Genomic DNA, 23,126 nt, shown 5'->3' with positions numbered 1-23,126 from the left:
AAGCAAAACAATAGTATCAGGGACATGGACAAGTATGATCAGATTATGAAGCTTCTTGTTGCACAAGGTCCTGGATTTATTTCTGGGGAAGAAATTGCCGGAAGAATAGGACGGACCAGAGCCTATGTCTGGAAGGGTATCGCTGCATTGCGGGAAAATGGTGCCGTAATCGAAGCCAAGACCAATAAGGGATACCGGTTGGTCAGGACCAGTTCCCGTCTTAGCCAAGAAGGTCTTGCTGCATTGTTGCCAGGACAGGAAATCCACTACTTGCTTTCGATTGATTCTACCAACCGCCTGTGCAAGCAGCTTGCTGCAGCGGGCAAACCGGAAGGTACGGTGGTGGCGGCTACTTTCCAGACCCAAGGCAGAGGAAGGCTTGGCAGGAGTTTTTCCAGCCCTGAAGGCGGCGTGTATTTCAGTTTGCTGCTGCGCCCGCATTGTGGCATAGAAGACAGTCTTCTTGTGACCAGTGCGGCAGCTGTTGCTGTTGAGCGGACCGTTTCCCGTCTCTGCGGCAAGCAATGTGCCATCAAATGGGTCAATGATGTCTATCTTCACGGCAAAAAGATCTGTGGTATTCTCTGTGAAGGTGTATTTGACCTCGAAAATTCTTCAATGGCGGCTATCGTCGCAGGAATCGGAATTAACTTTGCTATTCCGCAGAAAGATTTCCCTCCTGAGGTCAGAAAAGTTGCCGTGTCCCTTTACGAGGATGAGGCCGAAGCCCCTGCTGGTGTAGGAAGGAATGAACTGGTTGCCGGTGTCGTGAAGGAATTGCTTGATTTATGGCATGCACTTCCAGACCGTTCATTTCTTGATGAATACAGGGCTTGTTCGAATGTTATCGGAAAGAAAATCTTCATGACATATCAAGGAAAAAAGAACAGTGGAATTGCAACCGGCATTGATGAGAACGCCCATCTGTTGGTGACGCTTGATGATGGCAGTGAGATTTCAATAGGGTCTGGAGAAGTTTCCCTGAGGTTTGATACAGCTTCCGCGGATGCTATGGTTTGATAGGAAACGACCCTGTCTGTCGTCAGGAAGACTGCATGGGGTCGGTTTTCTTTTCCCTTGATACTTGCCCCATATAATTGTATTATTCTTTCGTTTTTATATACAAGGAATTCAGTATGTTACAGAAGATAAGTGCATCGTGGAAAAAAGCTCTGGAAACGGGGCTTCGTGGAATGGCAGAAGAGAAGCAGGTGAGCGGAGCCGACTTGCCTGAACTGGTGGTACAGGTTCCTCCCAAGCCCGAGCTTGGAGACCTTGCTTTCCCGCTGTTCGCATATGCAAAGATCCTTCGGATGGCACCGAACAAAATTGCGCAGGATCTGAAAGAGAAGCTTGAAGCTTCTTCTGACCGGCCTGAAGGTGAATTGCTTGTAGCTGGGCCTTATCTCAATGTTCGCGTGGATACTGCTTCACTTGCTGAGAATCTGGTAAAGACTGTGTCGGCATTGGGTGAAAGCTATGGCAACGGGAATAGTTTTGACGGTAAGAAGGTCATGATTGAATTCAGTTGTCCGAATACCAATAAACCGCTGCATTTGGGACATATGAGGAATGACAGCCTAGGCGAAAGCGTAAGTGCTCTGCTCAAGGCAAACGGGGCACAGGTGCGCAAGGTCAATCTGATCAACAACAGGGGTGTGCATATCTGCAAGAGCATGCTTGCCTATCAGAAATTCGGTAATGGTGAAACACCTGAATCCACAGGGTTGAAAGGTGATCATCTGGTCGGCAATTACTACGTGAAGTTTGCCCAGTGGGAAAAGGAAGATCCTACAGCTGAAACCCAGGCTCAGGCCATGTTGAAGAAGTGGGAGGATGGTGATCCTCAGGTCATGGCGCTTTGGAAGAAGATGAATGGCTGGACACTGCAGGGTTTGGAAACAACTTACCGCAAGACCGGTGTTTCCTTTGACAAATACTACTATGAAAGCGATACCTACAAGCTTGGCAAGGATGAAGTACTCAAGGGCCTGCACGATGGAGTGTTCTACCGTGAGGCAGATGGTTCGGTATGGATAGATCTCGCAGATATAAAGTTGGATAAAAAGGTCCTGCTGAGGAAAGATGGTACATCTCTCTATATGACCCAGGATATCGGTACTGCCATTTCCCGTCATAAGGATTGGCCGTTTGATTCTTTGATCTATGTCGTTGCCAGTGAACAGCAATACCATTTCAAGGTATTGTTCCATGTACTTTCGAAGTTAGGTTTTTCATGGGCTTCCAATCTTCATCACCTTTCCTATGGCATGGTCAACCTGCCTAACGGCAAGATGAAGAGCAGGGAGGGTACCGTAGTCGATGCTGATGAGCTGTTTGACCGGCTTGCATCGATGGCGAAGAAGGAAATTGAAGAAAAGAACAGGGAGACTCAGGTACATGGCTTGGACGAAACGGCAAAGTCCATTGCCTTGGGTGCTCTCAATTACTATCTTCTTCAGGTAAGTCCTTCCAAGGACATGGTCTTCAATCCTGAGGAAAGTCTTTCCTTCAATGGCAATACGGGGCCATATCTGCAATATATGGGAGCAAGGATCAGCTCAATGCTACGGAAGTTTTCAGTAGAAAGCAAAGAGTATGAGGGAATAGCCTTTGATGGAAACCTCCTTGAAAGTGAAGATGAACGCCAACTGGTAAAATATGTTGCTTTGTTCCCTGAAGTGGTTGAAAAGGCCGGTTTGGCATATGATCCTTCTCAGGTCTGTAGTTTCCTCTATGATGTTTCCCGCTGTTTCAGCAGATGGTATCATGATACGAAGATTCTCAAGGCAGAATCCAAGCAGCTTGTCATTGCAAGGATTACCCTTGCACGTATGGTTCTCCAGGTGCTGAGGAATGCCTATTCATTGGTAGGCATACCGTTCTTGGAATCGATGTAGATATGTCGTGCAGGTTTTTGAGCAGACAGGGAGCACTTGGCATGCTCTTGAATGCCATCTTTGTTTGATATCCTGGGATTTGTCAGGGTTTTGTTTCCTGTTTGCTTTATGTTACGTTCCTATTATTCCGGAACATATCTACTGTCGGTTTGTTTTTTTTGTATGAGGCTCATACTGCCTGCAGAACCGGGTGATGAAACGTTCTTCTTTCCATGCCATGTCTTCGGCATGATCATCCAGGAGTTCTGCATTGAGGTAGGTAAGGATTGTACTTGCGAATGTTTCAGTTGCAAGGTCCAGCTCATCGATTTCAAGTCTTTCTGTATCGGATAATGCTTCCATGACGACAAAGGTCTGTGAATAGACCATTGCATCAAGGGATTTTGAAATGGCAAGTGCACGCTTGTCCGTAAATTTTTGCATTTCGACTATCCTGTGGAAAAAGCAACGGGGTTGTTGGGCATAGACCCTATGCCAGTAGTCCACGGCCTTGTCAATGACTGTCCGGGCAGGGCCACTGAAAGTTATCTTGAGATTGTCTTTATCTGTCAGGCTCTTGCCGTAGGCATAGAGCTTGTCTACCAAATCTTCCTTGCTGCTGAAATGTGCAAAGATAGTACTCTTACTTTTCCCTGTTTTCTTTGCCAGGTCTGAAAAGGATACCTTGTCCATGCCTTTTGCGCTGCTTTCTTCCATGAAGGCCAGAAGCAACTGTCTCTGGTTGTCAGTGAGTTCCATATTTGCTATTTTACCGACCGAACGGTCGGTTTTCAAGTGTGGTTCCTGCCATATGCTGTTATTTTTGTCTTTTTACCGGTTGAAGCTTCCCCCAAGGTACGGTATAAGAGTAGAGCATTAACTCTATAAAGGATGTATATTGACATGTACGCACTTGTTGAAATTTTAGGAAAGCAGTACAAAGTCGTTGAGGGCGATACCATTCAGGTTGATTTGCTCAATCAGGAAAATGGTGCAAAGCTTGAGTACGATTCCGTTCTTGCCATTGTTGATGAGAACGGCGCTACGTTTGGCGCTCCTTATGTTTCCGGCGCAAAGGTCCTTGCGACTGTTGCAGACGAACTGGTGAAGGGCGACAAGATCAAGGTCTACAAGTTCCATCGAAGGAAAGGCTATCGAAGGACCCAGGGCCATCGTCAGAAATATAGCCTCATCAAGATCGATCAGATAGCAAAGTAAGGAGAGACAGATATGGCACATAAGAAAGGCGGCGGCTCCTCCAAGAACGGACGCGATTCGAATTCACAGAGACTTGGCGTAAAGCGCTTCGGCGGCCAGGTCGTATCTGCTGGTGAGATTCTTGTTCGCCAGCATGGCACAAAAATCCACCCCGGACAGAATGTCGGTTGTGGTAATGACTATACCTTGTTTGCAAAAGCCGGCGGCACTGTTTCCTATACACGGAGAAAAGACCGCAAATATGCCAATATCATTCCTGCAGAAGGTGTGGTAAAGGTATGTCCTGCTACGAACCGGAAGTATATTGCTCCGGCGGAAGCTGCAGAATAAGGTATAATTTCTCAAAAGGATTTCTATGTTTGGATTTTCAGACGAGACCTATTTGGACGTTGCCTCCGGGAACGGTGGCAACGGCTGTGTTTCCTTCAGGCGAGAAAAATTCGCCGCTAAAGGAGGCCCTGACGGCGGAAACGGCGGCAAGGGCGGAGATGTGGTCTTTGTCATAAGGCAGAACCTCAGGACATTGGCACATCTGAAGATAGTCAGGACGTTCCATGCCCAGAACGGCCATAATGGCTCAAGCCAGCGGTGCTATGGCGCCGATGGTGACGACATAGAGATTCCTGTTCCTCCTGGTACAGTGATCAAGGATGCCCAGACCGGTGAGATCATCAAGGATCTCAGCGGAGAGCGACGGTGGGTATTCCTCAAAGGCGGCCGGGGAGGCCAGGGCAACTGGCATTTCCGTACAGCCAGACGACAGGCACCTCGTTTTGCACAACCGGGCGAAAAAGGAACCCAGATGCGGGTCGGTGTGGAACTGCTGGTCATTGCAGACATCGGATTCGTAGGTTTTCCCAATGCAGGCAAATCTTCCTTGCTCAATGTCCTGACCAATGCCCGTAGCAAAGTTGCCGGATATCCTTTCACGACAAAGATACCTCAGCTTGGTATGATGCGTTACGGTGACAGGGATTTGGTATTGGCAGATATTCCAGGAATTATCGAAGGAGCCAGCACTGGACATGGCATGGGATTCAAGTTCCTTCGCCATATCAGCAGGACTTCTGGGCTTGCGTTCTTGATTGATCTTTCTGATGACCGTTATCTGGATGCCTATGATGTATTGAAGAAAGAGCTTGCTGCTTTCAGCAAGGAACTTGCTACAAAACCTGATATCATTGTTGCAACGCATCTTGATGAGGAAGGCGCATCGGAGCATCTGGCTCTGCTACGGGAAAAATATCCTGATAGAACCATACTTGGCATCTGTGTATATCTGGACCAGGGAATCGAAGAAATCAAGCAGGCATTCATCCGGCTTGTCAGCCAAGAGGAAGGAAAGACGCTTGAAAAACTTCAGGAAACAGCTCCCGGAGGTTTTACGGCACAGCTCGATACCTCGGCTGAATATCCTGAGCCTGACTACAAGGATTGAGCGCTGATGCGTGCTGCAATGTTCGGCGGAAGCTTTGATCCTATCCACAGAGGACATCTCTATCTGTTGCATACGGTCTGCCTTGAGACGGATTATCGAAGGATTTTTCTTGTTCCTGCCTATGTGAATAATTTCAAACAGGGACATTGCCCGGGTGCAAGCGGAAAAGATCGGTTGGCCTTGCTGGAACTTGCAGTCAAGGATTATAAGGATTTGTATCCCCAGGATGACCTTGAATTGATCGTGAGTCCTGCAGAATTGGAACGGGGTGGTATTTCCTATACGTATGATACAGTGACCGAGCTTATGGAATCGAATGTTGTCGAAGGAAAATTCGGCCTGTTGATCGGCGATGATTTGCTTGCAGGTGTGCCTGATTGGTATCAGGCAGGAAGACTCAGGAATCTGGTTGAATATGTCGTCTGCCGTAGGAGCGAGATTCCTGCAGCGGTTCCTGATGGTTTTTCCGTCCATTATCTTCATAATGTCCCTTTCCAGGATTCTTCGACGGAAATTCGCAGGGCCTTGCATGAGGGAGAGGATACGGCACGATATCTGAGTAAAAGGGTCAAGGAATATGTGGAGCGATATAAGTTGTACCGAGATTGAAGATATCCTGATGAAAGAGGTTTCTCCCAAACGTTTCCAGCATTGTCTGTCGACAGCAGAGACATGTCTTCGGCTGAATGGGATTTTTGAAACAGGTTTTGATGACCGGCTTTGTCGGGCAACAGGTCTGTTGCATGACTTGGCAAGGGACTGGAATAAAGAAAAGCTCAAGGATTATGTTATTGCACACAGCATACAAGTGGAAAAGGAAGAATGGGACAACTATAAACTGCTGCATGCTCCTGTGGGTGGGTATCTGAGCCGACAGATGGGTTTTCCTGAAGAATCGCAGATAGCTATCAGATTCCATACGCTTGGCAGTATCAGTATGGGACCGTTGGGAGCAATACTCTTTGCTGCAGATTATCTGGAACCACACAGGACTTTCCTTACGGATGAACAGCGACAGGGGTATTTCCGTCAAGATTCCCTTGAAGCTGTCTGCCTGATGATCTTGGATGCCCAACTTGAACATTTCAAGACAAAAGGAATGAAGGAAGCTGCCATTACCACTGTGCTGCATTGTTATCTCCGTGAGGGCGGAAAATTGTGAGAAAGGCTTTTATATTGGTACTGTTCAGTATGCTTGCTGCTTTTCCTGTCATGGGTGAAGACGTAATGGTAACGACTGAAAGCTATGCGTATCTGCTTATGGAGGGTGACGATAGTGCAGTACTTATGGAAGCAGGGAAAGCAAGCCTGCAACGGCTAGGTCTTTCACTTGATGAACTTTCAGAAGAAAAAGTCAGAAGCCTGACAGCAAAGGAATCTGATTTTTCAGATCTTAGATTTGTATTGGACACGCTGGGAGCAAAGGACAGGATTGACCGTGGGAGGATACTCGGTAATGAAGCTAGTATGTTCCTAGGAAGTGATATAGAGAAAAGGCTTGACAGCCTTGGTTTGCCGGCCCATGAGCTGCTGGTGAAGTTGAAAAGAAAGAATTACATTCTGCTTGTGGTCGATGTGACTCAGATTTTGGATGGGTATAAGAGTGGGGAGGCCGCTGTTGCAAGGCAGAGACTTGCTCTTTGGCTGCAACAGGCAGAAGAAAAACTGCCATAGAGGAGAAGAAGGTGGCAATGACTGAGGAATTAAAAGCGAAAGTTGACAGGATAGCTACATTTTTGGAAGAACAGAAATGTAAGGATGTACATGTCATTGATGTGACTGGCCGTTGTTCATGGGCGGATTGCCTTGTGATTGCGACCGTAAACAGTGTCGGACATCTCAAAGGTGTTGCCCATGAGCTGTGGGGATTGCTTCGTGAGCTTGAACTTGAAGTCAATGACCGGCATAAGACACCGAGTGGGGACGGCTGGACACTCATTGACTGCGGAGACATTGTCATCCATCTGATGAGTGCTGAGCTGAGAGATTTCTATACGCTTGAAAAACTTTGGAAAGATCCCGAAGAAGACGTATAGGATATATCCTGAATGAATTTTGAATTGCTGCAGGAAATCACTTACTTGCAGCAGTTTTTTTATTACTGTTACCTTGCATGGTATTTAAGGGAAATCTTGATATGTAATATTAGATATATTGTTACTGTGCATGAGAATATACTTTATAATTTGAGCCTTGTCATGGTTGTCTTACCATAGATGTCTTTTTCTTTCTTTTTGGCAATATCATATTGCTTCCTGACTGTAATAATTTTTCCAGATTAAGTTTTATTCCTTGATTTTTGTCTACAGGATAATTTCCTAAAGATAATATTTCCTTTTGTCATTATACTTAGTCAAATACTTTCCATAGCCTGTTAACTTTTGTTGCCGTGTATTGTTTTTTGTTCTATACTGAAACAAACTTATTCAGGAGAGATATAATGAAAAAAATACTTTTGCTGACGTTGGTAGGAGTGCTTGCCGTTACGTTGATGAGCTGCGCATCGACATCTTCGTCAAAGGCTAAGGAAGAAGTACCGCCGGTAGCCACTACTGGTACAGAAGGGATGGATATGCCAGATTGGTTCCTTGCTACTCCGAGGCCCGATGAAGAATATTTCTATGCTGCAGGCATGGGAAAGATGGCGAATTTCCAGAATTCCCTGACCCGTGCTGAAATGAATGCAAAAGATAATTTTGCACAGCAGGTCTCCACTGATGTTACCCACATCTTGGATAATTTCCTCAATGATGCAGGAGAGGGTGACAACCGTCAGGCAATTGATTCTATGAATGAAGTATCAAGACAGATTTCAAAGGTGACGTTGAGGGGTGTCCAGCGGACCAAAGTCTATAAAGCTACGGACGGTACTGTCTATGTACTCTGTTCAATTCCACGTGAAAATATGGCTGAGATCATCGAAAAGGCAAAGAGTGTCGTGAATACCTTTACGGTCAATGATGCTGCCCAGAAGGCAAATGATGCCGCTGCAGCAAAATTTGCCGAATATGAAAAAGCTGGTATCCTATAAGTTATGAAACGATTTGGAGCCTTTGTCTTCTGTGCCATGCTTTGCCCTTTGCTTGCTTGCTGTGCCTTGATGAACAGGCATCATCCTACAGTGGAGCCGGAAGCGGCAGGCACGAAAGACATCCGTTCCGGATTGCTCAGGGAAGTTGATTTGAGTGGGTATGGCGTAAATACTTTCCTCGGTGTCTCAGGTATCTATGACTCTCAGGAAAAAATGAAGCATGCCGCACTTTTTGATTGCCTGAAATATGACTTGATATGTGCAGGTATCAATGCTGATACGTATGGATATTATGAAAGCCGGAATGCTGAACAGGCCCTGCAGTCCGTCGATATCTATGGGTATGATGATACACATTTTTATGAAAACATCGACAGTCTGGAAATTGTCGGTACCTGGTTGAATAAAAACGATGGAGCTGTAGTCTTGGCCAGAGATAAGAGTCTGCCTTCTTCTGTTCCTCTGCATGTGACAGTCTATGACAGTGATGGAAAACCTGATTGGATCAATCATACACCTGTAATCGATGGGTATTGGGTGGGGATCGGAAAGGGGAAAAGGTTTTCAACGATGAACAAGGCCCTTGAATCTGCCAGATACTGGGCGATGACTGATTTGCTTGTACAGGTTGCGGGCATAGAATTGAATGTGGGCGGAACCGAAGAATATGCATCTGTAAACGGTTTGCAGGGGCAACTCAAGCAGGCACTGTCCCAATCCGGCGGTGGACATATCGTAGGCTTCAAAGCACTTGATTTCTGGTATGATGGGAAAGATGATATCGTTTGGTGCCTTGCTGTCATTCCCCGGAAATAATGTTGGGTCTGTTTTGCAGGATGGAGGATTGCTGATGAAGAAACGCGGATGGTTATATCTGCTTCCATTGTTGATGCTGTTGTTTTCAGGATGTGCCCATAAGTCTCCTTATATTACTGAGCATCCGCAGTATACTGCTGATGGAGCACCTTATTGGACGGTGCTGACTCCTATTTCGAAACAGCGTTTTTATGGAGTCGGTTCAGGAAATTTATCAACCATCGAAAACAGCAAGACGAGGGCAGCAGCTATGGCAAGGAATGAAATTGCCCAGCAGGTATCGATCATGGTCAATGATGTCCTGTTGAATTATTTTACAGAAGCTGGTATTGCCAAACAGACCAAAGGTGCTGCTGTTTTTGACGATTTTTCGCTTCAGGTTGCTTCGCTTACCCTTCGTAATGTCATTGTTGAAAACAATTGGCAAGATCCAAAGACCGGTAAACTGTGGGTAATTGCTTCTTATGAAAAAAGCAATCTTAAGGAAGCTTATGAACTTGAGGCAAGAAATTTGTTGTTGAAACTTGAAAAACAAAAGCAGCAACTTGCCAATGACCTGCAACTGAAACTGGCTATGCTTGAGCAGATGAAGAAAGACAGTGCTGATGATTCCGATAAACTGAAACTTATCGAAGAAAAGATTATCGATGCAAAGCTTGCTGCCAAGGTAGAGAATGAGACAATAGGCGACCAGCAGGGATTGTTGGATTTGGCAGGAATGGATGCCTCTTTTGATAAAGTCTATGATAAGTTGCAACAGGAATCCAAGCAGACTTTCAAAGGATTCTGAAGTCAACTATAGTAATGGCATCTGATATGGATGACAATTGTTGTAAGATTCTATGGAGTTGTATATGAAAAGATTTCGTTTGTATGCGGTAATGTCAGCCGTGTGTTTGAGTTTGCTGTTTGTCGGTTGTGCATCAAGCCGTGCTGTGGAACGTCTGAATCCTGATGAAAATATTGATCTTTCCGGATACTGGAATGATACTGATATCCGCCAGGTGGCCAATGCGTTGATTGCAGATTGCCTGTCATCCGATTGGATTACTTCCTATCGGATCAAGAATGAAGGAAAACTTCCTACGGTTATTGTCGGAAGGATTCTTAACCGTTCCAGTGAACATATCGATACTACTATCATCAGCAAGAAAATTGAAATAGCTTTGGTCGGCAGTGGAAAGGTGAATACTGTTGCCGACTATGAGATGCGTGACGATGTGCGTGATGAGAAGATGGATCAGCAGTACAATGCTTCACCTGATACCGCAGCCGCACTGGGAGAGGAGCAGGGAGCTGACTATATGTTGCAGGGAGCTGTCAAGTTCAATCTTGACCGCGTCGGCGGCAAGCAGGTAAGGACATATTATGTCGACTTGGAACTGGTCGATATCGAAAGTGGCAGAAAGGTATGGCTTGGAGAGGATACGATCAAGAAACAAGTCACCCAACCAGCCTATAAATTCTGACTACGATGACTATGAAGGGTAAAAAAAGACTTCTTCTGCTAGACATGGTGCTCTCTTGTCTGGTCTTGCTTGGAGGGTGTGCTTCCGTTTCGAACTCGAACCATAAGGAACTGCCCTCTTGGGTAAGCGATACCTATGACGGACATTATCCCAAGAAGGACTATGTCTGTGCAGTTGGTTCCGGTACGACCAAGGAGCAGGCTCAGCACCATGCCATGGATGCCTTGGCCCAGACTTTTTCTTCTGATGTCGTCGTTACCCAGCAGGCAATGGATTATGATGACACTGTAGCTGCTACATCTTCATTGATGGAATTGAGTACCATTGAAAGTACATTGGAAGGTGTTGAAGGCGTTGAAGTCAGCAATCTCTTTGCTGATGCTGCGGGAACGTTCTGGGTTCGTGTAGTACTTGATAGAAAACAGGCTGCTTCAGCCATCAGGTCACAGGTATCCGAGGCCCAGAAGAATATCCTGTCTCTGGAAAGCAAGGCATTGGCGGCAACATCTCCGTTCGATGCGTATCGGGGACTCCGTTCTGCACTTTTGCAGGCCAGTAAGATTCAACCTAAAGTGTTGATGCTTGGTGTCTTGGATCAGACTACAACGGTTTCTCCTGTTTCTCAGGTGGAGGCTATGGTCAACGCAATCAAACCACAGCTTATCCTCGATCTCAAGGTGGAAGGCCCTGATTCCAAGGTCAGTCAGAAGCTTGATACTGCTGTAAGGCAGGTTCTGCTTGACGAAGGTCTTACGGTAAGGAAAGGGGCTGCTGCCTTGTTGTCTATTTCCTACCAGGGATCTTTTTCCGACAAGGCTTCTTCCGGTTTCTATCTATGCAACTATGCTCTCCAAGCCTCTTTGACTGACCGAGACACGCAGGTGCTTTCTTATGCTGACAGCGGCCGCGGAGCTGGGATTACACAGGAAGTTGCAGCTCAGAAAGCGCTTCAGGTTGCAATGGCAAAGTTGCAGAAAGGATTGTTTGCCGTAGATGAACCATAGGCAATGCTTTTCGGTATCCAAGAGAAAGCCTTGGTATTTCCCAAAGTTTTCTTTTTGTTGATTCAGTCTTGGCTATTCGTTAAGCTTGAAGCATGAATGACACGACCAAGGAAATAGTACTTATTGCTCCTTATGAGGACCTTTGCAACAAAGCAAAAGAACTGACAAAGGATACGAAATATGCCGGCATAGAAGTAATACAGGCAGATCTGGATGCAGGGCTTGCCATTGCCAAGGACAAGGTAGTAAAAGGTGCAAAGATAATCATCAGCAGGGGAGGAACTTTTTCCTTGCTTCGAGAGGCCCTGGATGTTCCTATGGTGGAAATCAAGATCAGTGCCTATGATCTTATGTCCAGTTATCCCCAACTGCTGAAGTTCAATGAGCCGTTGGCAATCATTGGTTATCGGAATATTATTTCAGGTTTTGATTTGCTTTTGGATTTTGCGAAGGATGTCAAAAAAATAGAGATTACCCATGACAGTGATGTCGAAGCGTTGATCATCCAATGTGAAAGGAACGGGATAAAAGCATTTGCCGGTGGTGCTGTCGTGGCAGGTATCTGCAAAAAACGACATCTCAGATGTTTTATGTGGGTAAGCAGCTATGATTCCATCCGAACAGCCTTTGATACCGGTCTGAGTATCCTGCAGGCAATAAAAAAAGAGCAGGAATTGTTCAGTCGCTACCATAATGTAGTCGATTATGTCCATGACGGAGTCATTGCAACGGATGAGCATCATCATATCATGATACTTAATAGCCTGGCTCAGGATATTCTTGACTTGCGTGCTGATGAAATAGTAGGTAACCGACTTGAGGATATCGTTTCATTCGGAACTTTTGCCGATGAATTTGTCGCCAGTATTTCATTTGTTGAAAAGGTCTGCAGCATGAACGGCGTCAAGGTGTCTCTCAGCAAGTTACCGGTGGTCGTTGATGAAGAAAATTGCGGTATGATTCTTGTCTTCCAAGAAGTCGTACGGCTACAGAGTCTGGAACAGAAGGTCCGGAGACAACTGGTCGGCAAGGGTTTTGTTGCCCGTCATTCCTTTTCTGCAATTGTGTACAAAAGCAAGGCAATGGAGTCTTGCATGACGATTGCCGGGAAATTCAGCAAATATGATGCACCCGTCCTTATACAAGGAGAAACAGGTGTTGGTAAGGAACTTTTTGCCCAAGGCATGCACAATGCCAGCAAAAGAAAATCTAATCCTTTTGTTGCTGTCAATTGTGCGGCATTGACTCCTTCCCTTATTGAAAGTGAATTGTTTGGATATGCTGATGGTGCTTTTACCGGTGGCATAAAAGGTGGCAAGGCAGGTGTTTTTGAAATGGCACATAGAGGGACTCTATTTCTGGATGAAGTAGGTGAGTTGCCTCTGGAAATGCAGGGTAGACTGCTGAGGGTAATCCAGGAAAAGGAAGTTGTCAGAATCGGTGGCAATACTGTCATTCCTCTTGATGTTCGTTTGATCTGTGCAACCAACTGCAATCTTGAAAAAGATGTCGAAGATGGTCATTTCAGAAGGGATCTTTATTTTAGGATCAATACGTTGCATTTTACAATCCCGCCTCTTCGCAGCCGTCGTGAAGATATTCCGTTGCTTGCTGCTTCTTTCCTTGAACGCTTTTGTCTGCAATATTCCAAAAATCTCAAGGGATTTGATTTGAATGCAATGAATTATCTTTGCTCTTTGGATTATTCTGGTAATGTCAGGGAGCTGAGAGGTATCGTGGAAATGGCTGTTATATTAGCAGAAGGAAATGTGGTACGAATCAATGATGTATCGTTTGTAGAGGGAAATACAATTTCTCCGGTAAAAGCATTTTCAGAAGCTTTACCTCCTGCATCGAAAAAAACTTACCGATCTCTTAAAGAAATTGAAACATCTTATATGGAAGAAGTCTATGAGGCTTGCAACAAATCTATTTCTCAGACTTGTAAGTTACTCAAAATCAGCAGAACAACACTATGGCGTAAGATTGAAAAACCTGTTGATGAAAAATGAAACAATCTTATGTAATAATTTGAAACATGACTGATTATTTTTGAAACATGCTGAAATTGGTATAAATTTATGTTTAGTAAATATGAAATAATTAATTGCTTTATTTGTCTGTAATAATCAAAGTTTTATTTTCCAAATAATCTGGATTGGCATGAATAATGCTATGGATTCTGGCATGACAATACTTGCAGATGACCTTACCGGTGCCAATGATACCGCTATTCAATATACACAGCATGGACTTGATGCGATAGTCATGACCCAATATACAACAGGGATAGACCTGAATAACTTCAAAGGTTATCAAGTAGTGGCCTGCAATACAAATTCCAGAGGTATGGAAGGGGATAAGGCCTACAGTATTGTCAAAGAAGCTGCGAAGGCCTTTTTTACTGTAAGGCATGATACTATATATAAGAAAGTTGATTCTTTGTTACGGGGTAATCCCGGATATGAACTGAAGGCCGTAATGGATGCTATTAGGGCTGATATTGCTTTCGTTGTACCGGCCTATCCTGATAACGGTAGGATTGTCAGAGACGGCATACTGCAATCTTCAAATAAAGAAGTTGACTTGTTGCATAGCTTTACCGATCAGACAGGCTATGCGTCATCTTTGATAACATTACAGATGCTTGAACTGGCGGCTGAGCAGATTGCCCGGCAAATCGTAGAGAATTTTCATCAGGGAATCCGGCTGTTTATATTTGACAGCATCAGTCAAAATCATTTCATTGCAATCAATAAAATAGCTCAGGCTACAAAACTTCATGTTGTCTATTGTGGAAGTGCTGGATTTGCTCCGTATGTTCCGCAGGTATCGAGTTTCAGGTTGCCCTCTGTACCTGTTTCTACTTGCCTTACCAATGAGAAAACTCTTGTAGTCTGTGGTACCCGTAATCCTGTAACTCAAACACAAATCCGCTATGCACTGCAGTACTATGGTACATCCTTATGCTTGCTTAATGTGCATGAAACTTGTGGAGACGCAGAAATTATGCAGACTGTTTCTGCAGCTGATGCCCAGTTTGCTTCCGGCAGGCGTGAAGTTTTTTTAGCAGTTTCAAGTATTTTCGATGATGTCGATACCTTTCAGCTTGAAAAAGATGATAAAGGAGCGGTTGCACGTATGCTTGCATTGCGTATGGGATGTGTTGCGGCTGAAATATTGGAACGGCATGGTCCCTTTTCTATCATAGCTACAGGAGGTGATACAGCTTTGCAGATTGTCAATGCTTTGGCTTCCTATGGCATGATTCCTCGTAATGAGATTGCTCCTGGCATTCCGTTGGTATCGTTGGTTGGTGGCAAGGGCGATGGAATTGAAATGATTACCAAGAGTGGTGGTTTTGGAAAAGAATCTGTAATTGTCGATTGCATTGAATATTTGAGGAGAGAAAAATGAATATAGCTTCACTTCAGATTCCAGCATTTTTGCATATCGGAAAAGATAGTACGGAACAGCTTGCTGGAATAATTGATCGTGTCGGTGCACATTCTGCCGCACTTTTTACAGATAAGGGTGTCAAAGGTGCTGGACTTTGCGATAGAGCCTTGGAAATTCTCAGGATGAAAGGCATAAAAGTTCAGATATTTGATTCTGTCGTAGCTGAACCTTCTGTTGCCGATGTCATGAAAGTCATTGATCAGGCTGCAAAATATTCTTCCGATTTGCTCGTAGCCATCGGTGGAGGTTCTACAATGGATACGGCCAAGCTTGCTTCGGTCCTTATCGGTGCCCCATATACTATCTATGATTTGCTCAATGATCCATCCATTGCACGGAAAATGGTACCCACAGTAATGATTCCGACGACTTGTGGTACTGGATCTGAAGCTACTTGCAATGCTATCGTTGCCATTCCTGAGGAGAGTTCCAAGAAGGGAATTGTCAATGGTGCAATGATTCCCGATGAAGTGATTCTTGATGTCAATATGATTGCCCGTCTCCCAAAAGGCATCGTAGCTGCTACAGGTGTAGATGCACTTGCCCATTGTGTCGAATGCTATACCAGCAATAAGGCTACATCCCTTTCGAACTTGTATGCCAAGGCTGGCGCAAAGCTTATCTTCGGTAATCTCGTCCAGTCTTATAGGAATCCTGATGACCTTGATGCCAAGATGAATATGATGTTGGGTGCATTCTATGGCGGGGTTGCCATCACAGGCAGCGGTACGACAGCAGTCCATGCCCTTTCCTATCCTCTGGGAGGAAAGTATCACATTGCCCATGGTGTTTCAAATGCCATCCTTTTTGCACAGGTCATGGCATTCAATCGTAATGCCTGTATCAAACAGTTGGCTGAACTTTGCGATGTAATTGAACCTGGCATGTATGGCAAGTCTGCTGAAACAAAAAGTCTGTTTGTCGTTGACCGTATAGCGACCATCGTGAAGGATACGGAAATTCCTGTAACCCTTGATAAATTCGGCGTTCAGAAAGAGGACTTGGATTTCTTGGTTACCGCAGGTTCGCAACAGCAGCGGTTGCTGGTCAATAATCCAAAGAAAATGAATTTGGATGATATAAGAAAGATATATGAGAGTGTCCTCTGAAGGAGTTGTCTGTTTATGATTGAAAGACCTATTTTGGGCATTACAATGGGAGATCCTGCCGGTTGTGGCCCGGAGATTACAATCAAGGCATTGAGTAGAAAAGAAATCTACGAAGAGTGCAAGCCACTGGTGGTAGGGGATATCAGGATGTTTGAGGATTCATTGAGAATTCTGAAACTGGAAGATGTTTTTAGGCTTAACAAGGTTTCTGCTGTTTCACAGGCCAAGTTTGAGTATGGAACCATTGATGTCTATCATCTGGATTTGGTGGATATGGGTAAGTTTGCCTATGGCAAAGTCAGCAAGATGTGTGGTGAGGCAGCTTTTCAGTGTGTCATCAAGGTCATTGACCTTGCCATGAAAGGTGAGATTGATGGGACTGTTACCAATGCGCTGAACAAGGAAGCGATCAACTTGGCTGGGCATCATTACAGCGGACATACGGAAATCTATGCTGAGTATACCCATACCGATAAATACTGCATGATGCTTGCTGATGGTGATCTACGGGTAGCACATGTATCGACCCATGTTTCTCTACGAGAAGCTTGCGACCGAGTCAAGAAAGACCGTGTCTATGATGTGATCAGGTTGGCTGATGAAGCCTGCAGGAAACTCGGTATTGCAAGACCAAAGGTAGCCGTTGCCGGACTGAATCCCCATGCCGGTGAAAATGGTTTGTTTCGGTACAGAAGAGATTGAGGAAATCATTCCGGCGATCGAGCTGGCTAAAAAAAGCGGCATAGACGCTACAGGGCCTTATCCTCCTGATACTGTATTTTCAAAGGCAAGAGGCGGCTGGTTCGATATCGTTGTGGTAATGTACCATGACCAGGGCCATATTCCTCTCAAGGTTATCGGTTTTGTATATGATAAGGAAAAAGAAAAGTGGGATGCCGTACGTGGGGTAAACATTACTCTTGGCCTTCCCCATTGTCAGGGTATCGGTGGACCATGGTACTGCCTTCGGACATGCTGGGTCAGGAAAAGCAGAATGAAGCTAGTCTGGTCAATGCCATCCAATATGCAACATTGATGGCAAGGAACAGATAATTGCAGAAAATAGACAGGAAGTAAAACAAATGGAAATTAAAGGTATCATTACTCCGATTCTTACTCCAATGTATGAGGATGAATCAATCAATTATGAAGAACTTAAAAACCAAATCAACAGATTGATTGTTGCTGGTGTGCATGGTTTGTTTTTCTTTGGGACCAATGGGGAAAGCTATATCCTGACTCCGGAGGAGAAAAAGAAAGTACTTGAAGTCGCTGTTGAGACTGTAGCTCACAGGGTACCTGTCTATGCAGGGACTGGATGTATCGGAACAAAAGAAACTATTGCGATGAGTAAGATGGCAGAAGACATCGGTGCTGATGTCCTTTCCATCATTACTCCTTGGTTTGCTGCAATCAGTCAAGATGAACTAATTGCTCATTATATGGCTGTTGCAGCTCAGGTCAAGACACCTATCGTCCTGTACAATATTCCTGGGAGAACAGGAGTAAATATGGCTCCTGAAACAATTGCTACCTTGGCTGATGTGGATTTGATTGTCGGTGCTAAGGACAGTAGTGGCAATTTCAACAATATGCTTCAATATATTGCACTGACTAAGGATAAGGATTTTTCTGTTCTGAGTGGCAATGATTCTCTGATTTTATGGTGTCTGCTGGCTGGTGGAAAAGGCGGCATTGCAGGATGTTCCAATGTCTATCCGAAGGATATTGTCGGTATCTACGAAAATTTCATTGCCGGTGATATCCAGAAGGCAAAGGAATGTCAGTATCGCATTCAGGATCTCAGAGCTGTGTTCAAATATGGTAATCCAAATACTATCATCAAGAAAGCTACGCAGATGCTTGGATATCCAGTAGGAGATTGCCGAGCACCATTCAATGGTTTATCTGAAAAAGGTGTGCAAGCCTTGGAAGTAGTGTTGGAAAATTATAGGAAGATTGGTATGGAGTAGTAGTGCACTACTCGTATAACAATCAGAGGTTATAAGACAAGAGGTAAGAATTTTTATGAGCAAGATAGTCTTGTCCCATCCGTTATATAAGCCTGGTATGGATTTATTGGCACGAAGTGGGAATGAAGTTGTGATTCCGAATGACGGAAACAGTGACCATATCATTGAGTATTTAAGGAATGCTGATGCTTTTATTCTTAGAATCGGTAAAATTGATGCAAAAGCTATAGAACAGTGTTCTAAACTGAAGGTAATCACAAGACCGGGAGTTGGCGTGGACAATGTCGATGTCAAATGCGCAACTAAACATGGTATTCCTGTGGTTATCTGCCCTGGAGTCAATGCTGTTTCAGTTGCGGAGCATACCATTGCATTGCTTTTTGCCTGTGCAAAGAACCTAATTGAAAGTTATGAGGAAACGCTCAAAGGGAATTTTGCCATCAGGAGTAAGTACTGTGCTATGGAAGTTTCAGGTAAGGTCCTTGCAATTTTAGGATTTGGGCATATTGGCCAAAATGTTGCACGTATGGCTTTTGGAATTGGAATGAAAGTAGTTGTGTATGATCCCTTCTATACGGAGGAACAGATTGAGAAATTTGGTTACCAATATGCTACTACAATAGATGATGCTATTTCCATTGCTGATTTTGTTACTTTGCATATGCCCTCATTACCAGAAACGAAAAAAATGGTTAATGCAAGATTTTTAAATGTGATGAAGAAATCTGCATTCCTAATTAACTGTGCCAGAGGTGACATTGTTGATGAAGAAGCATTGTATATGGCTCTTGAAAAACATTGGATAGCTGGTGCCGGTGTCGATGTATTGGATACTGAGCCGATGGACATTAATTCTCCACTTATGAAGTTAAGCAATTTCATTGTTTCTCCACATATGGCTGCGCAGACAGTTGAGGCTACCACTAAGACAGTAACCATGGCTGTCGAAGGGACGCTTGCAGTCTTGGCTGGGGAGAGATGGAAGAATGTTTGTAACCCTGAGGTTTATGAGACTGATGGTTGGAAGAAAAGGACAACTGAAAGAACGTAGAATGATTATCTGTCGATTCTTTTGGAAGGTGATAATTTTGCAGGGTTAAAACAAGATTGTTTTCTTAAAATTTATGCATGTATGTATACATTTGGAAAGGAGGTATTTCAATGGGTAAGAAACTGAATAAAGAGATTGTGTGTGGAATTATTTTTACAATCTTTGCTTTAGTCTACTTAGTTTCTTCTTCTTTTATTCCAACGATGTCTTTATTAAAAACGTTGGGATCAGATTTCATGCCCAGAATCTATGGGGTTCTTATGCTAGCACTTGGCATCGGACAAGTTTTTGTCAGTTTGAAAAAAGAAGGAACAAATGAGAGGAATATATCCGAAGGGAATAAAGAAGCTACTCAACAAAAAACACAGAATGATAAGAAACTGGGCAAGGAAGATAAGTTGAATATACTTTATACCTTTGTTGCCATTTCTTTTTACATTATATTAATGAAACCGTTAGGATTTATTGTTTCTTCTAGCCTTTATTTTGTTATTCAGGCTGTAATACTTACTCCTGTCGGGATTAAACGGAAATATGTTCTTTTTCTTCTTATTGGTGTTATTGCTTCATTGTTTGCTTTTTTCTTATTTCGTAATCTATTCAACATCAATTTACCTTCAGGTTATCTTTTATAGGAGGAAGTATGGGGAATTTTATTATTGGTCTTCATACTGTCATGAATGCTCCTGCCCTGTTACTTATGATTATGGGGGTTGTCATTGGAATCATATTTGGTGCAATTCCTGGATTAAGTGCAACAATGGCAATAGCACTGTTTTTGCCGGTGACATATGGATTATCGGCTCAATTATCAGTCGTCTTACTGATTGCTCTATATGTCGGTGGTATTTCCGGTGGTTTGATTTCGGCAATTCTGACGCACATACCAGGTACTCCTTCTTCTATAGCTACTTGTTTTGATGGTTGGCCATTGACAAAAAAAGGACTTGGTTCAAAAGCGCTTGGGGTTGGTATTGTCTTTTCATTCTTAGGTACTGTTTTCAGTGGTATTGTCTTGATGTTTTTGTCTCCAGTGCTGGCAAAAGTTGCAATCAAATTTGGTGCCTATGAATACTTTGCTCTTGGTGTTTTTTCTTTGACGATGATTAGCGGTTTATCAGGAAAATCTGTAATAAAAGGAGTAGCTTCTGCATTGTTTGGTTGTATTTTTGCTACAGTAGGCATGGATCAGATAAGTGCTGTACCTCGTTTTACCTATGGTATTCAATCGTTGAAGATGGGTTTTAATATTCTTCCGGTTATGATTGGTATGTTTGCAGTCTCTGAAATTCTAAAAGCAGCTGAACAATCAAGACATCCAGTAAAGTCCTTGCCAGTCCATGTAAATATCAAGGATATCAAGGGATTTGGATTCTCTTTGAAGGAGTTTCGGTCCCAAATAAAGAACTTCTTTTATGCTTCATCAATTGGAACAGGTATTGGGATTCTTCCAGGAATCGGAGGTGGAATTGCTAATGTAATTGCTTATTCAGCAATAAAAAATAAGTCAAAATATCCAGAAAAATTTGGAACTGGAATTATTGACGGTGTCGTTGCATCAGAAGCTTCCAATAATGCAGCTATAGGTGGTGCATTGGTTCCTTTGCTTACATTGGGCATTCCAGGTGATACCGTAACTGCTATGTTGCTAGGAGGCTTGACCTTACATGGTATTTCACCAGGCCCCTTGATGTTTACCCAGAACGTTGATGTCGTCTATGGCATTTTTGTGGCATTGATTGTTGCAGCAATTCTTATGCTTATTGTTGAATTTTATGGTCTAAGGATTTTTTCTCAGGTTTTGAATGTTCCCAAAAACGTATTGTTGCCAGCTATTTTTATTTTCTGCGTCGTGGGTGCCTATGGAGTTAACAATCAATTGTTTGATGTTGTTTCCGTACTGATTTTTGGTGCTCTTGGCTATGTGTTTTATAAATTGGAAATCCCTTCGGCTCCTTTTATTCTTGGATTTATCATAGGGCCTATCGTTGAGGTAAATTTGAGAAGGGGTTTGATGTTTTCTCAGGGGAGTTATGTGCCTTTTGTCACTTCACCGATTGCAGCCATTTTCTTGATTGCATCGGTTGGGTCTTTGGTATTTGCAATTACAAAGAATTTAAAAACAAAAAGAAATTAACTAGGAGGTGTTTATGAAAAAGTTCGTAGTTTCTTTTGTTGCTTTGTTTATGGGATTGTCGATGGCGTTTGCCAATGGACAACAAGAAGAAAAAACTTCTGCAAATGTTGCTACAGATTGGCCGACAAAATCCATTCAGATTGTCGTTCCGTTCAATGCTGGAGGTGATACAGATTTCCATGCCCGAACCTATGCAAAGTATCTCAAGGATATATTGGGTCAACCTGTTTCTATCTTGAATGTTGCAGGGGCAAATGGAAGTGCAGGTACCATTCAAGTCAGAGATGCAAATCCTGACGGTTATACCGCACTCTTTTTTCATGATAGTATGCTGATGAATAAAGTTGTAGGAGTTACCGATTTCGCTCAGGAAGCTCTTGACCCTTGTTGCATTGGTGTATTTGACCATACATATATTCTAGCTGTCAATTCAAAAAGCCCATATAAGACACTTGGAGATTTGATTGCTGCTGCAAAAGCCAACCCCGGTCAGCTCAAGTATGCGTCATCTATCGGTGGTTATACGTATTATTTGGGTTGTCTCCTTGAAAAGGCTGCTGGTGTCTCTTTCAATAAGGTTGATGCAGGTGGTGGTTCTGCTCGTAATGCTGCACTATTGGCGGAGAAAATTGATACCAATGTCAATCCTTATGGTGTTATGAAACCTTATATTGATAGTGGTGATTTTAGAGCTTTGGCTGTTTTTTCGGAAAAAAGAAGTCAGTTGTTCCCGGATGTTCCGACTGCTAAGGAACAGGGATATGATGTAATCGGAAGTAGAGCTTATTTCTTGGCATTCCCAAAGGGAACAGATCCTATAATAATCAAAAAAATGGCGGATGCAATGAAACAGGTATCAGAAAATCCGAACTATGCATCGGATATTGAAAAAGCTTATTGTGTGGAACCTGGTTATGCGGGGACACAGGCTACAATAAAGTATCTTAATGATACATTGGCTGCATTTGAAGCTGATAAGAATCTGATTCTTGGGAAATAGCAAGTATACTCTTTGTACTAATCCGGTCTGCTGAAGATCGGATTAGTTTTCGGTTTGCCCAGCATGGGTGTTATCCAGACGGTGAAAGTCCGTTGCAGGTTGCGATACAGGAGAATCCGCCAATGCCTATGGAAGCAATGGAAGAAGCCTGGCAGGAGGGAGGAGATGCTGAAGAAGCACTGTCTGCCTCAGGACAGGTGGAAGCTGAACGACTTCCATGCCTATTCCAGCAACAGGCACTGGTATTTCAGCAAGGCAGTGCTCAATGCATTCATTCTGAAATCGGCGATAATCCGAGAGTACGGATTGCTTGACATCGAAGCCTATTACAGGCAGGCGCATGCCAGGAGAATGGAGACAGACAGACGTGTACGTGAAAGTCGCCAGCTAACGCTGGGATTCGGATTTGATTGAACCGCCGTATACCAGACCGGTACGTACGGTGGTGTGAGAGGAAAGGTTCTCCGGTTTTCCGGAGAACCCGACCTACTCGATTTAGCTATGATTTGTAGGAAATAATAATTTCTGTAATATTGTTGTAC

26 protein-coding genes are annotated in these 23,126 nt (G+C 43.8%); 25 read left to right on the top strand and 1 reads right to left on the bottom strand.

The features are described from left to right. Positions 1-24 precede the first annotated feature (24 nt). Both LKE40_06350 and argS read left to right on the top strand, forming a co-directional pair. Positions 25-1,020, top strand: coding sequence for a biotin--[acetyl-CoA-carboxylase] ligase (locus LKE40_06350; protein ID MCH3917070.1), 996 nt, complete (start codon positions 25-27; stop codon positions 1,018-1,020). 173 nt (positions 1,021-1,193) lie between these two features. Beyond that, positions 1,194-2,900 carry an arginine--tRNA ligase gene (gene argS / locus LKE40_06345; protein MCH3917069.1) on the top strand — a complete coding sequence of 569 codons (1,707 nt, stop codon included), beginning with the start codon at positions 1,194-1,196 and terminating at the stop codon, positions 2,898-2,900. A 138-nt stretch (positions 2,901-3,038) separates the two neighbouring features. On the opposite strand, the gene LKE40_06340 is transcribed toward argS, so the two are convergent. After that, positions 3,039-3,638 (bottom strand): TetR/AcrR family transcriptional regulator, encoded by a 600-nt coding sequence (locus LKE40_06340; protein MCH3917068.1) that lies wholly within the window; start codon positions 3,636-3,638, stop codon positions 3,039-3,041. A 144-nt stretch (positions 3,639-3,782) separates the two neighbouring features. Between LKE40_06340 and rplU the strand changes: the two genes are divergently transcribed. From rplU to LKE40_06225, 23 genes are all read left to right on the top strand, one after another. After that, complete coding sequence (gene rplU / locus LKE40_06335; GenBank protein MCH3917067.1) at positions 3,783-4,097, top strand: 50S ribosomal protein L21; 315 nt, start codon at positions 3,783-3,785, stop codon at positions 4,095-4,097. Between the two features lie 12 nt (positions 4,098-4,109). Further along, positions 4,110-4,427, top strand: coding sequence for a 50S ribosomal protein L27 (rpmA, locus tag LKE40_06330; GenBank protein MCH3917066.1), 318 nt, complete (start codon positions 4,110-4,112; stop codon positions 4,425-4,427). A gap of 25 nt (positions 4,428-4,452) precedes the next feature. Continuing rightward, the gene (obgE, locus tag LKE40_06325; GenBank protein MCH3917065.1) at positions 4,453-5,535 is read left to right on the top strand and encodes a GTPase ObgE; all 1,083 of its coding nucleotides are present in this window, start codon (positions 4,453-4,455) and stop codon (positions 5,533-5,535) included. Between the two features lie 6 nt (positions 5,536-5,541). Beyond that, the gene (locus LKE40_06320; GenBank protein ID MCH3917064.1) at positions 5,542-6,144 is read left to right on the top strand and encodes a nicotinate-nicotinamide nucleotide adenylyltransferase; all 603 of its coding nucleotides are present in this window, start codon (positions 5,542-5,544) and stop codon (positions 6,142-6,144) included. A gap of 10 nt (positions 6,145-6,154) precedes the next feature. Continuing rightward, entirely contained in the window at positions 6,155-6,697 is a 543-nt protein-coding gene (gene yqeK, locus LKE40_06315) for a bis(5'-nucleosyl)-tetraphosphatase (symmetrical) YqeK (protein ID MCH3917063.1), read from the top strand. Beyond that, positions 6,694-7,209, top strand: coding sequence for a hypothetical protein (locus LKE40_06310; GenBank protein MCH3917062.1), 516 nt, complete (start codon positions 6,694-6,696; stop codon positions 7,207-7,209). The genes yqeK and LKE40_06310 overlap by 4 nt, the downstream gene beginning before the upstream one ends. A 17-nt stretch (positions 7,210-7,226) precedes the next feature. After that, complete coding sequence (gene rsfS / locus LKE40_06305) at positions 7,227-7,571, top strand: ribosome silencing factor (GenBank protein ID MCH3917061.1); 345 nt, start codon at positions 7,227-7,229, stop codon at positions 7,569-7,571. Positions 7,572-7,975: 404 nt separating this feature from the next. Next, a complete protein-coding gene (locus LKE40_06300) occupies positions 7,976-8,566 on the top strand; it encodes an LPP20 family lipoprotein (GenBank protein ID MCH3917060.1) in 591 nt (196 codons plus the stop codon). A 3-nt stretch (positions 8,567-8,569) separates the two neighbouring features. Next, the gene (locus tag LKE40_06295; protein MCH3917059.1) at positions 8,570-9,382 is read left to right on the top strand and encodes an LPP20 family lipoprotein; all 813 of its coding nucleotides are present in this window, start codon (positions 8,570-8,572) and stop codon (positions 9,380-9,382) included. 34 nt (positions 9,383-9,416) lie between these two features. Then, the gene (locus tag LKE40_06290; GenBank protein ID MCH3917058.1) at positions 9,417-10,172 is read left to right on the top strand and encodes an LPP20 family lipoprotein; all 756 of its coding nucleotides are present in this window, start codon (positions 9,417-9,419) and stop codon (positions 10,170-10,172) included. 64 nt (positions 10,173-10,236) lie between these two features. After that, positions 10,237-10,851, top strand: a complete 615-nt coding sequence (locus LKE40_06285; protein MCH3917057.1) for a penicillin-binding protein activator LpoB — start codon at positions 10,237-10,239, stop codon at positions 10,849-10,851. A 5-nt stretch (positions 10,852-10,856) separates the two neighbouring features. Next, on the top strand, positions 10,857-11,855 hold the full coding sequence (locus LKE40_06280) for an LPP20 family lipoprotein (protein MCH3917056.1): 999 nt from the start codon (positions 10,857-10,859) through the stop codon (positions 11,853-11,855). Between the two features lie 92 nt (positions 11,856-11,947). Continuing rightward, positions 11,948-13,867, top strand: coding sequence for a sigma 54-interacting transcriptional regulator (locus tag LKE40_06275; GenBank protein MCH3917055.1), 1,920 nt, complete (start codon positions 11,948-11,950; stop codon positions 13,865-13,867). A 163-nt stretch (positions 13,868-14,030) separates the two neighbouring features. Then, on the top strand, positions 14,031-15,272 hold the full coding sequence (locus LKE40_06270; GenBank protein MCH3917054.1) for a four-carbon acid sugar kinase family protein: 1,242 nt from the start codon (positions 14,031-14,033) through the stop codon (positions 15,270-15,272). Beyond that, a complete protein-coding gene (locus LKE40_06265) occupies positions 15,269-16,423 on the top strand; it encodes an iron-containing alcohol dehydrogenase (protein MCH3917053.1) in 1,155 nt (384 codons plus the stop codon). Before LKE40_06270 ends, LKE40_06265 begins: the two co-directional genes overlap by 4 nt. A 15-nt stretch (positions 16,424-16,438) precedes the next feature. Further along, positions 16,439-17,125, top strand: a complete 687-nt coding sequence (locus tag LKE40_06260; protein ID MCH3917052.1) for a 4-hydroxythreonine-4-phosphate dehydrogenase PdxA — start codon at positions 16,439-16,441, stop codon at positions 17,123-17,125. Next, positions 17,085-17,459: a 4-hydroxythreonine-4-phosphate dehydrogenase PdxA gene (locus LKE40_06255; protein ID MCH3917051.1), complete on the top strand. Its 375-nt coding sequence runs from the start codon at positions 17,085-17,087 to the stop codon at positions 17,457-17,459. Before LKE40_06260 ends, LKE40_06255 begins: the two co-directional genes overlap by 41 nt. Before the next feature lie 46 nt (positions 17,460-17,505). Further along, entirely contained in the window at positions 17,506-18,396 is an 891-nt protein-coding gene (gene dapA / locus LKE40_06250; protein MCH3917050.1) for a 4-hydroxy-tetrahydrodipicolinate synthase, read from the top strand. A gap of 55 nt (positions 18,397-18,451) precedes the next feature. Beyond that, positions 18,452-19,447: a hydroxyacid dehydrogenase gene (locus tag LKE40_06245; GenBank protein ID MCH3917049.1), complete on the top strand. Its 996-nt coding sequence runs from the start codon at positions 18,452-18,454 to the stop codon at positions 19,445-19,447. 110 nt (positions 19,448-19,557) lie between these two features. Then, complete coding sequence (locus tag LKE40_06240; GenBank protein ID MCH3917048.1) at positions 19,558-20,082, top strand: tripartite tricarboxylate transporter TctB family protein; 525 nt, start codon at positions 19,558-19,560, stop codon at positions 20,080-20,082. Between the two features lie 8 nt (positions 20,083-20,090). Then, positions 20,091-21,584 carry a tripartite tricarboxylate transporter permease gene (locus LKE40_06235; GenBank protein MCH3917047.1) on the top strand — a complete coding sequence of 498 codons (1,494 nt, stop codon included), beginning with the start codon at positions 20,091-20,093 and terminating at the stop codon, positions 21,582-21,584. A 13-nt stretch (positions 21,585-21,597) separates the two neighbouring features. Then, entirely contained in the window at positions 21,598-22,584 is a 987-nt protein-coding gene (locus tag LKE40_06230) for a tripartite tricarboxylate transporter substrate binding protein (GenBank protein ID MCH3917046.1), read from the top strand. A gap of 165 nt (positions 22,585-22,749) precedes the next feature. Continuing rightward, positions 22,750-22,998, top strand: coding sequence for a hypothetical protein (locus LKE40_06225; GenBank protein ID MCH3917045.1), 249 nt, complete (start codon positions 22,750-22,752; stop codon positions 22,996-22,998). Positions 22,999-23,126: the final 128 nt, after the last annotated feature.

Source organism: Spirochaetia bacterium, assembly GCA_022482625.1.
GTDB lineage: Bacteria > Spirochaetota > Spirochaetia > Sphaerochaetales > Sphaerochaetaceae > Pleomorphochaeta.
The sequence above is the reverse complement of the archived record's forward strand: the minus strand, read 5'-3'. Positions and strand labels throughout refer to the sequence as shown.

Excerpts from the sequence above, each read along its gene's own strand:
- LKE40_06350 (MCH3917070.1), top strand. The coding sequence starts at position 25 with ATGGACAAGTATGATCAGATTATGAAGCTTCTTGTTGCACAAGGTCCT.
- argS (MCH3917069.1), top strand. The coding sequence starts at position 1,194 with ATGGCAGAAGAGAAGCAGGTGAGCGGAGCCGACTTGCCTGAACTGGTG.
- LKE40_06340 (MCH3917068.1), bottom strand. The coding sequence starts at position 3,638 with ATGGAACTCACTGACAACCAGAGACAGTTGCTTCTGGCCTTCATGGAA.
- rplU (MCH3917067.1), top strand. The coding sequence starts at position 3,783 with ATGTACGCACTTGTTGAAATTTTAGGAAAGCAGTACAAAGTCGTTGAG.
- rpmA (MCH3917066.1), top strand. The coding sequence starts at position 4,110 with ATGGCACATAAGAAAGGCGGCGGCTCCTCCAAGAACGGACGCGATTCG.
- obgE (MCH3917065.1), top strand. The coding sequence starts at position 4,453 with ATGTTTGGATTTTCAGACGAGACCTATTTGGACGTTGCCTCCGGGAAC.
- LKE40_06320 (MCH3917064.1), top strand. The coding sequence starts at position 5,542 with ATGCGTGCTGCAATGTTCGGCGGAAGCTTTGATCCTATCCACAGAGGA.
- yqeK (MCH3917063.1), top strand. The coding sequence starts at position 6,155 with ATGAAAGAGGTTTCTCCCAAACGTTTCCAGCATTGTCTGTCGACAGCA.
- rsfS (MCH3917061.1), top strand. The coding sequence starts at position 7,227 with ATGACTGAGGAATTAAAAGCGAAAGTTGACAGGATAGCTACATTTTTG.
- LKE40_06300 (MCH3917060.1), top strand. The coding sequence starts at position 7,976 with ATGAAAAAAATACTTTTGCTGACGTTGGTAGGAGTGCTTGCCGTTACG.
- LKE40_06295 (MCH3917059.1), top strand. The coding sequence starts at position 8,570 with ATGAAACGATTTGGAGCCTTTGTCTTCTGTGCCATGCTTTGCCCTTTG.
- LKE40_06290 (MCH3917058.1), top strand. The coding sequence starts at position 9,417 with ATGAAGAAACGCGGATGGTTATATCTGCTTCCATTGTTGATGCTGTTG.
- LKE40_06285 (MCH3917057.1), top strand. The coding sequence starts at position 10,237 with ATGAAAAGATTTCGTTTGTATGCGGTAATGTCAGCCGTGTGTTTGAGT.
- LKE40_06280 (MCH3917056.1), top strand. The coding sequence starts at position 10,857 with ATGACTATGAAGGGTAAAAAAAGACTTCTTCTGCTAGACATGGTGCTC.
- LKE40_06275 (MCH3917055.1), top strand. The coding sequence starts at position 11,948 with ATGAATGACACGACCAAGGAAATAGTACTTATTGCTCCTTATGAGGAC.
- LKE40_06270 (MCH3917054.1), top strand. The coding sequence starts at position 14,031 with ATGGATTCTGGCATGACAATACTTGCAGATGACCTTACCGGTGCCAAT.
- LKE40_06265 (MCH3917053.1), top strand. The coding sequence starts at position 15,269 with ATGAATATAGCTTCACTTCAGATTCCAGCATTTTTGCATATCGGAAAA.
- LKE40_06260 (MCH3917052.1), top strand. The coding sequence starts at position 16,439 with ATGATTGAAAGACCTATTTTGGGCATTACAATGGGAGATCCTGCCGGT.
- LKE40_06255 (MCH3917051.1), top strand. The coding sequence starts at position 17,085 with ATGCCGGTGAAAATGGTTTGTTTCGGTACAGAAGAGATTGAGGAAATC.
- dapA (MCH3917050.1), top strand. The coding sequence starts at position 17,506 with ATGGAAATTAAAGGTATCATTACTCCGATTCTTACTCCAATGTATGAG.
- LKE40_06245 (MCH3917049.1), top strand. The coding sequence starts at position 18,452 with ATGAGCAAGATAGTCTTGTCCCATCCGTTATATAAGCCTGGTATGGAT.
- LKE40_06240 (MCH3917048.1), top strand. The coding sequence starts at position 19,558 with ATGGGTAAGAAACTGAATAAAGAGATTGTGTGTGGAATTATTTTTACA.
- LKE40_06235 (MCH3917047.1), top strand. The coding sequence starts at position 20,091 with ATGGGGAATTTTATTATTGGTCTTCATACTGTCATGAATGCTCCTGCC.
- LKE40_06230 (MCH3917046.1), top strand. The coding sequence starts at position 21,598 with ATGAAAAAGTTCGTAGTTTCTTTTGTTGCTTTGTTTATGGGATTGTCG.
- LKE40_06225 (MCH3917045.1), top strand. The coding sequence starts at position 22,750 with ATGCTGAAGAAGCACTGTCTGCCTCAGGACAGGTGGAAGCTGAACGAC.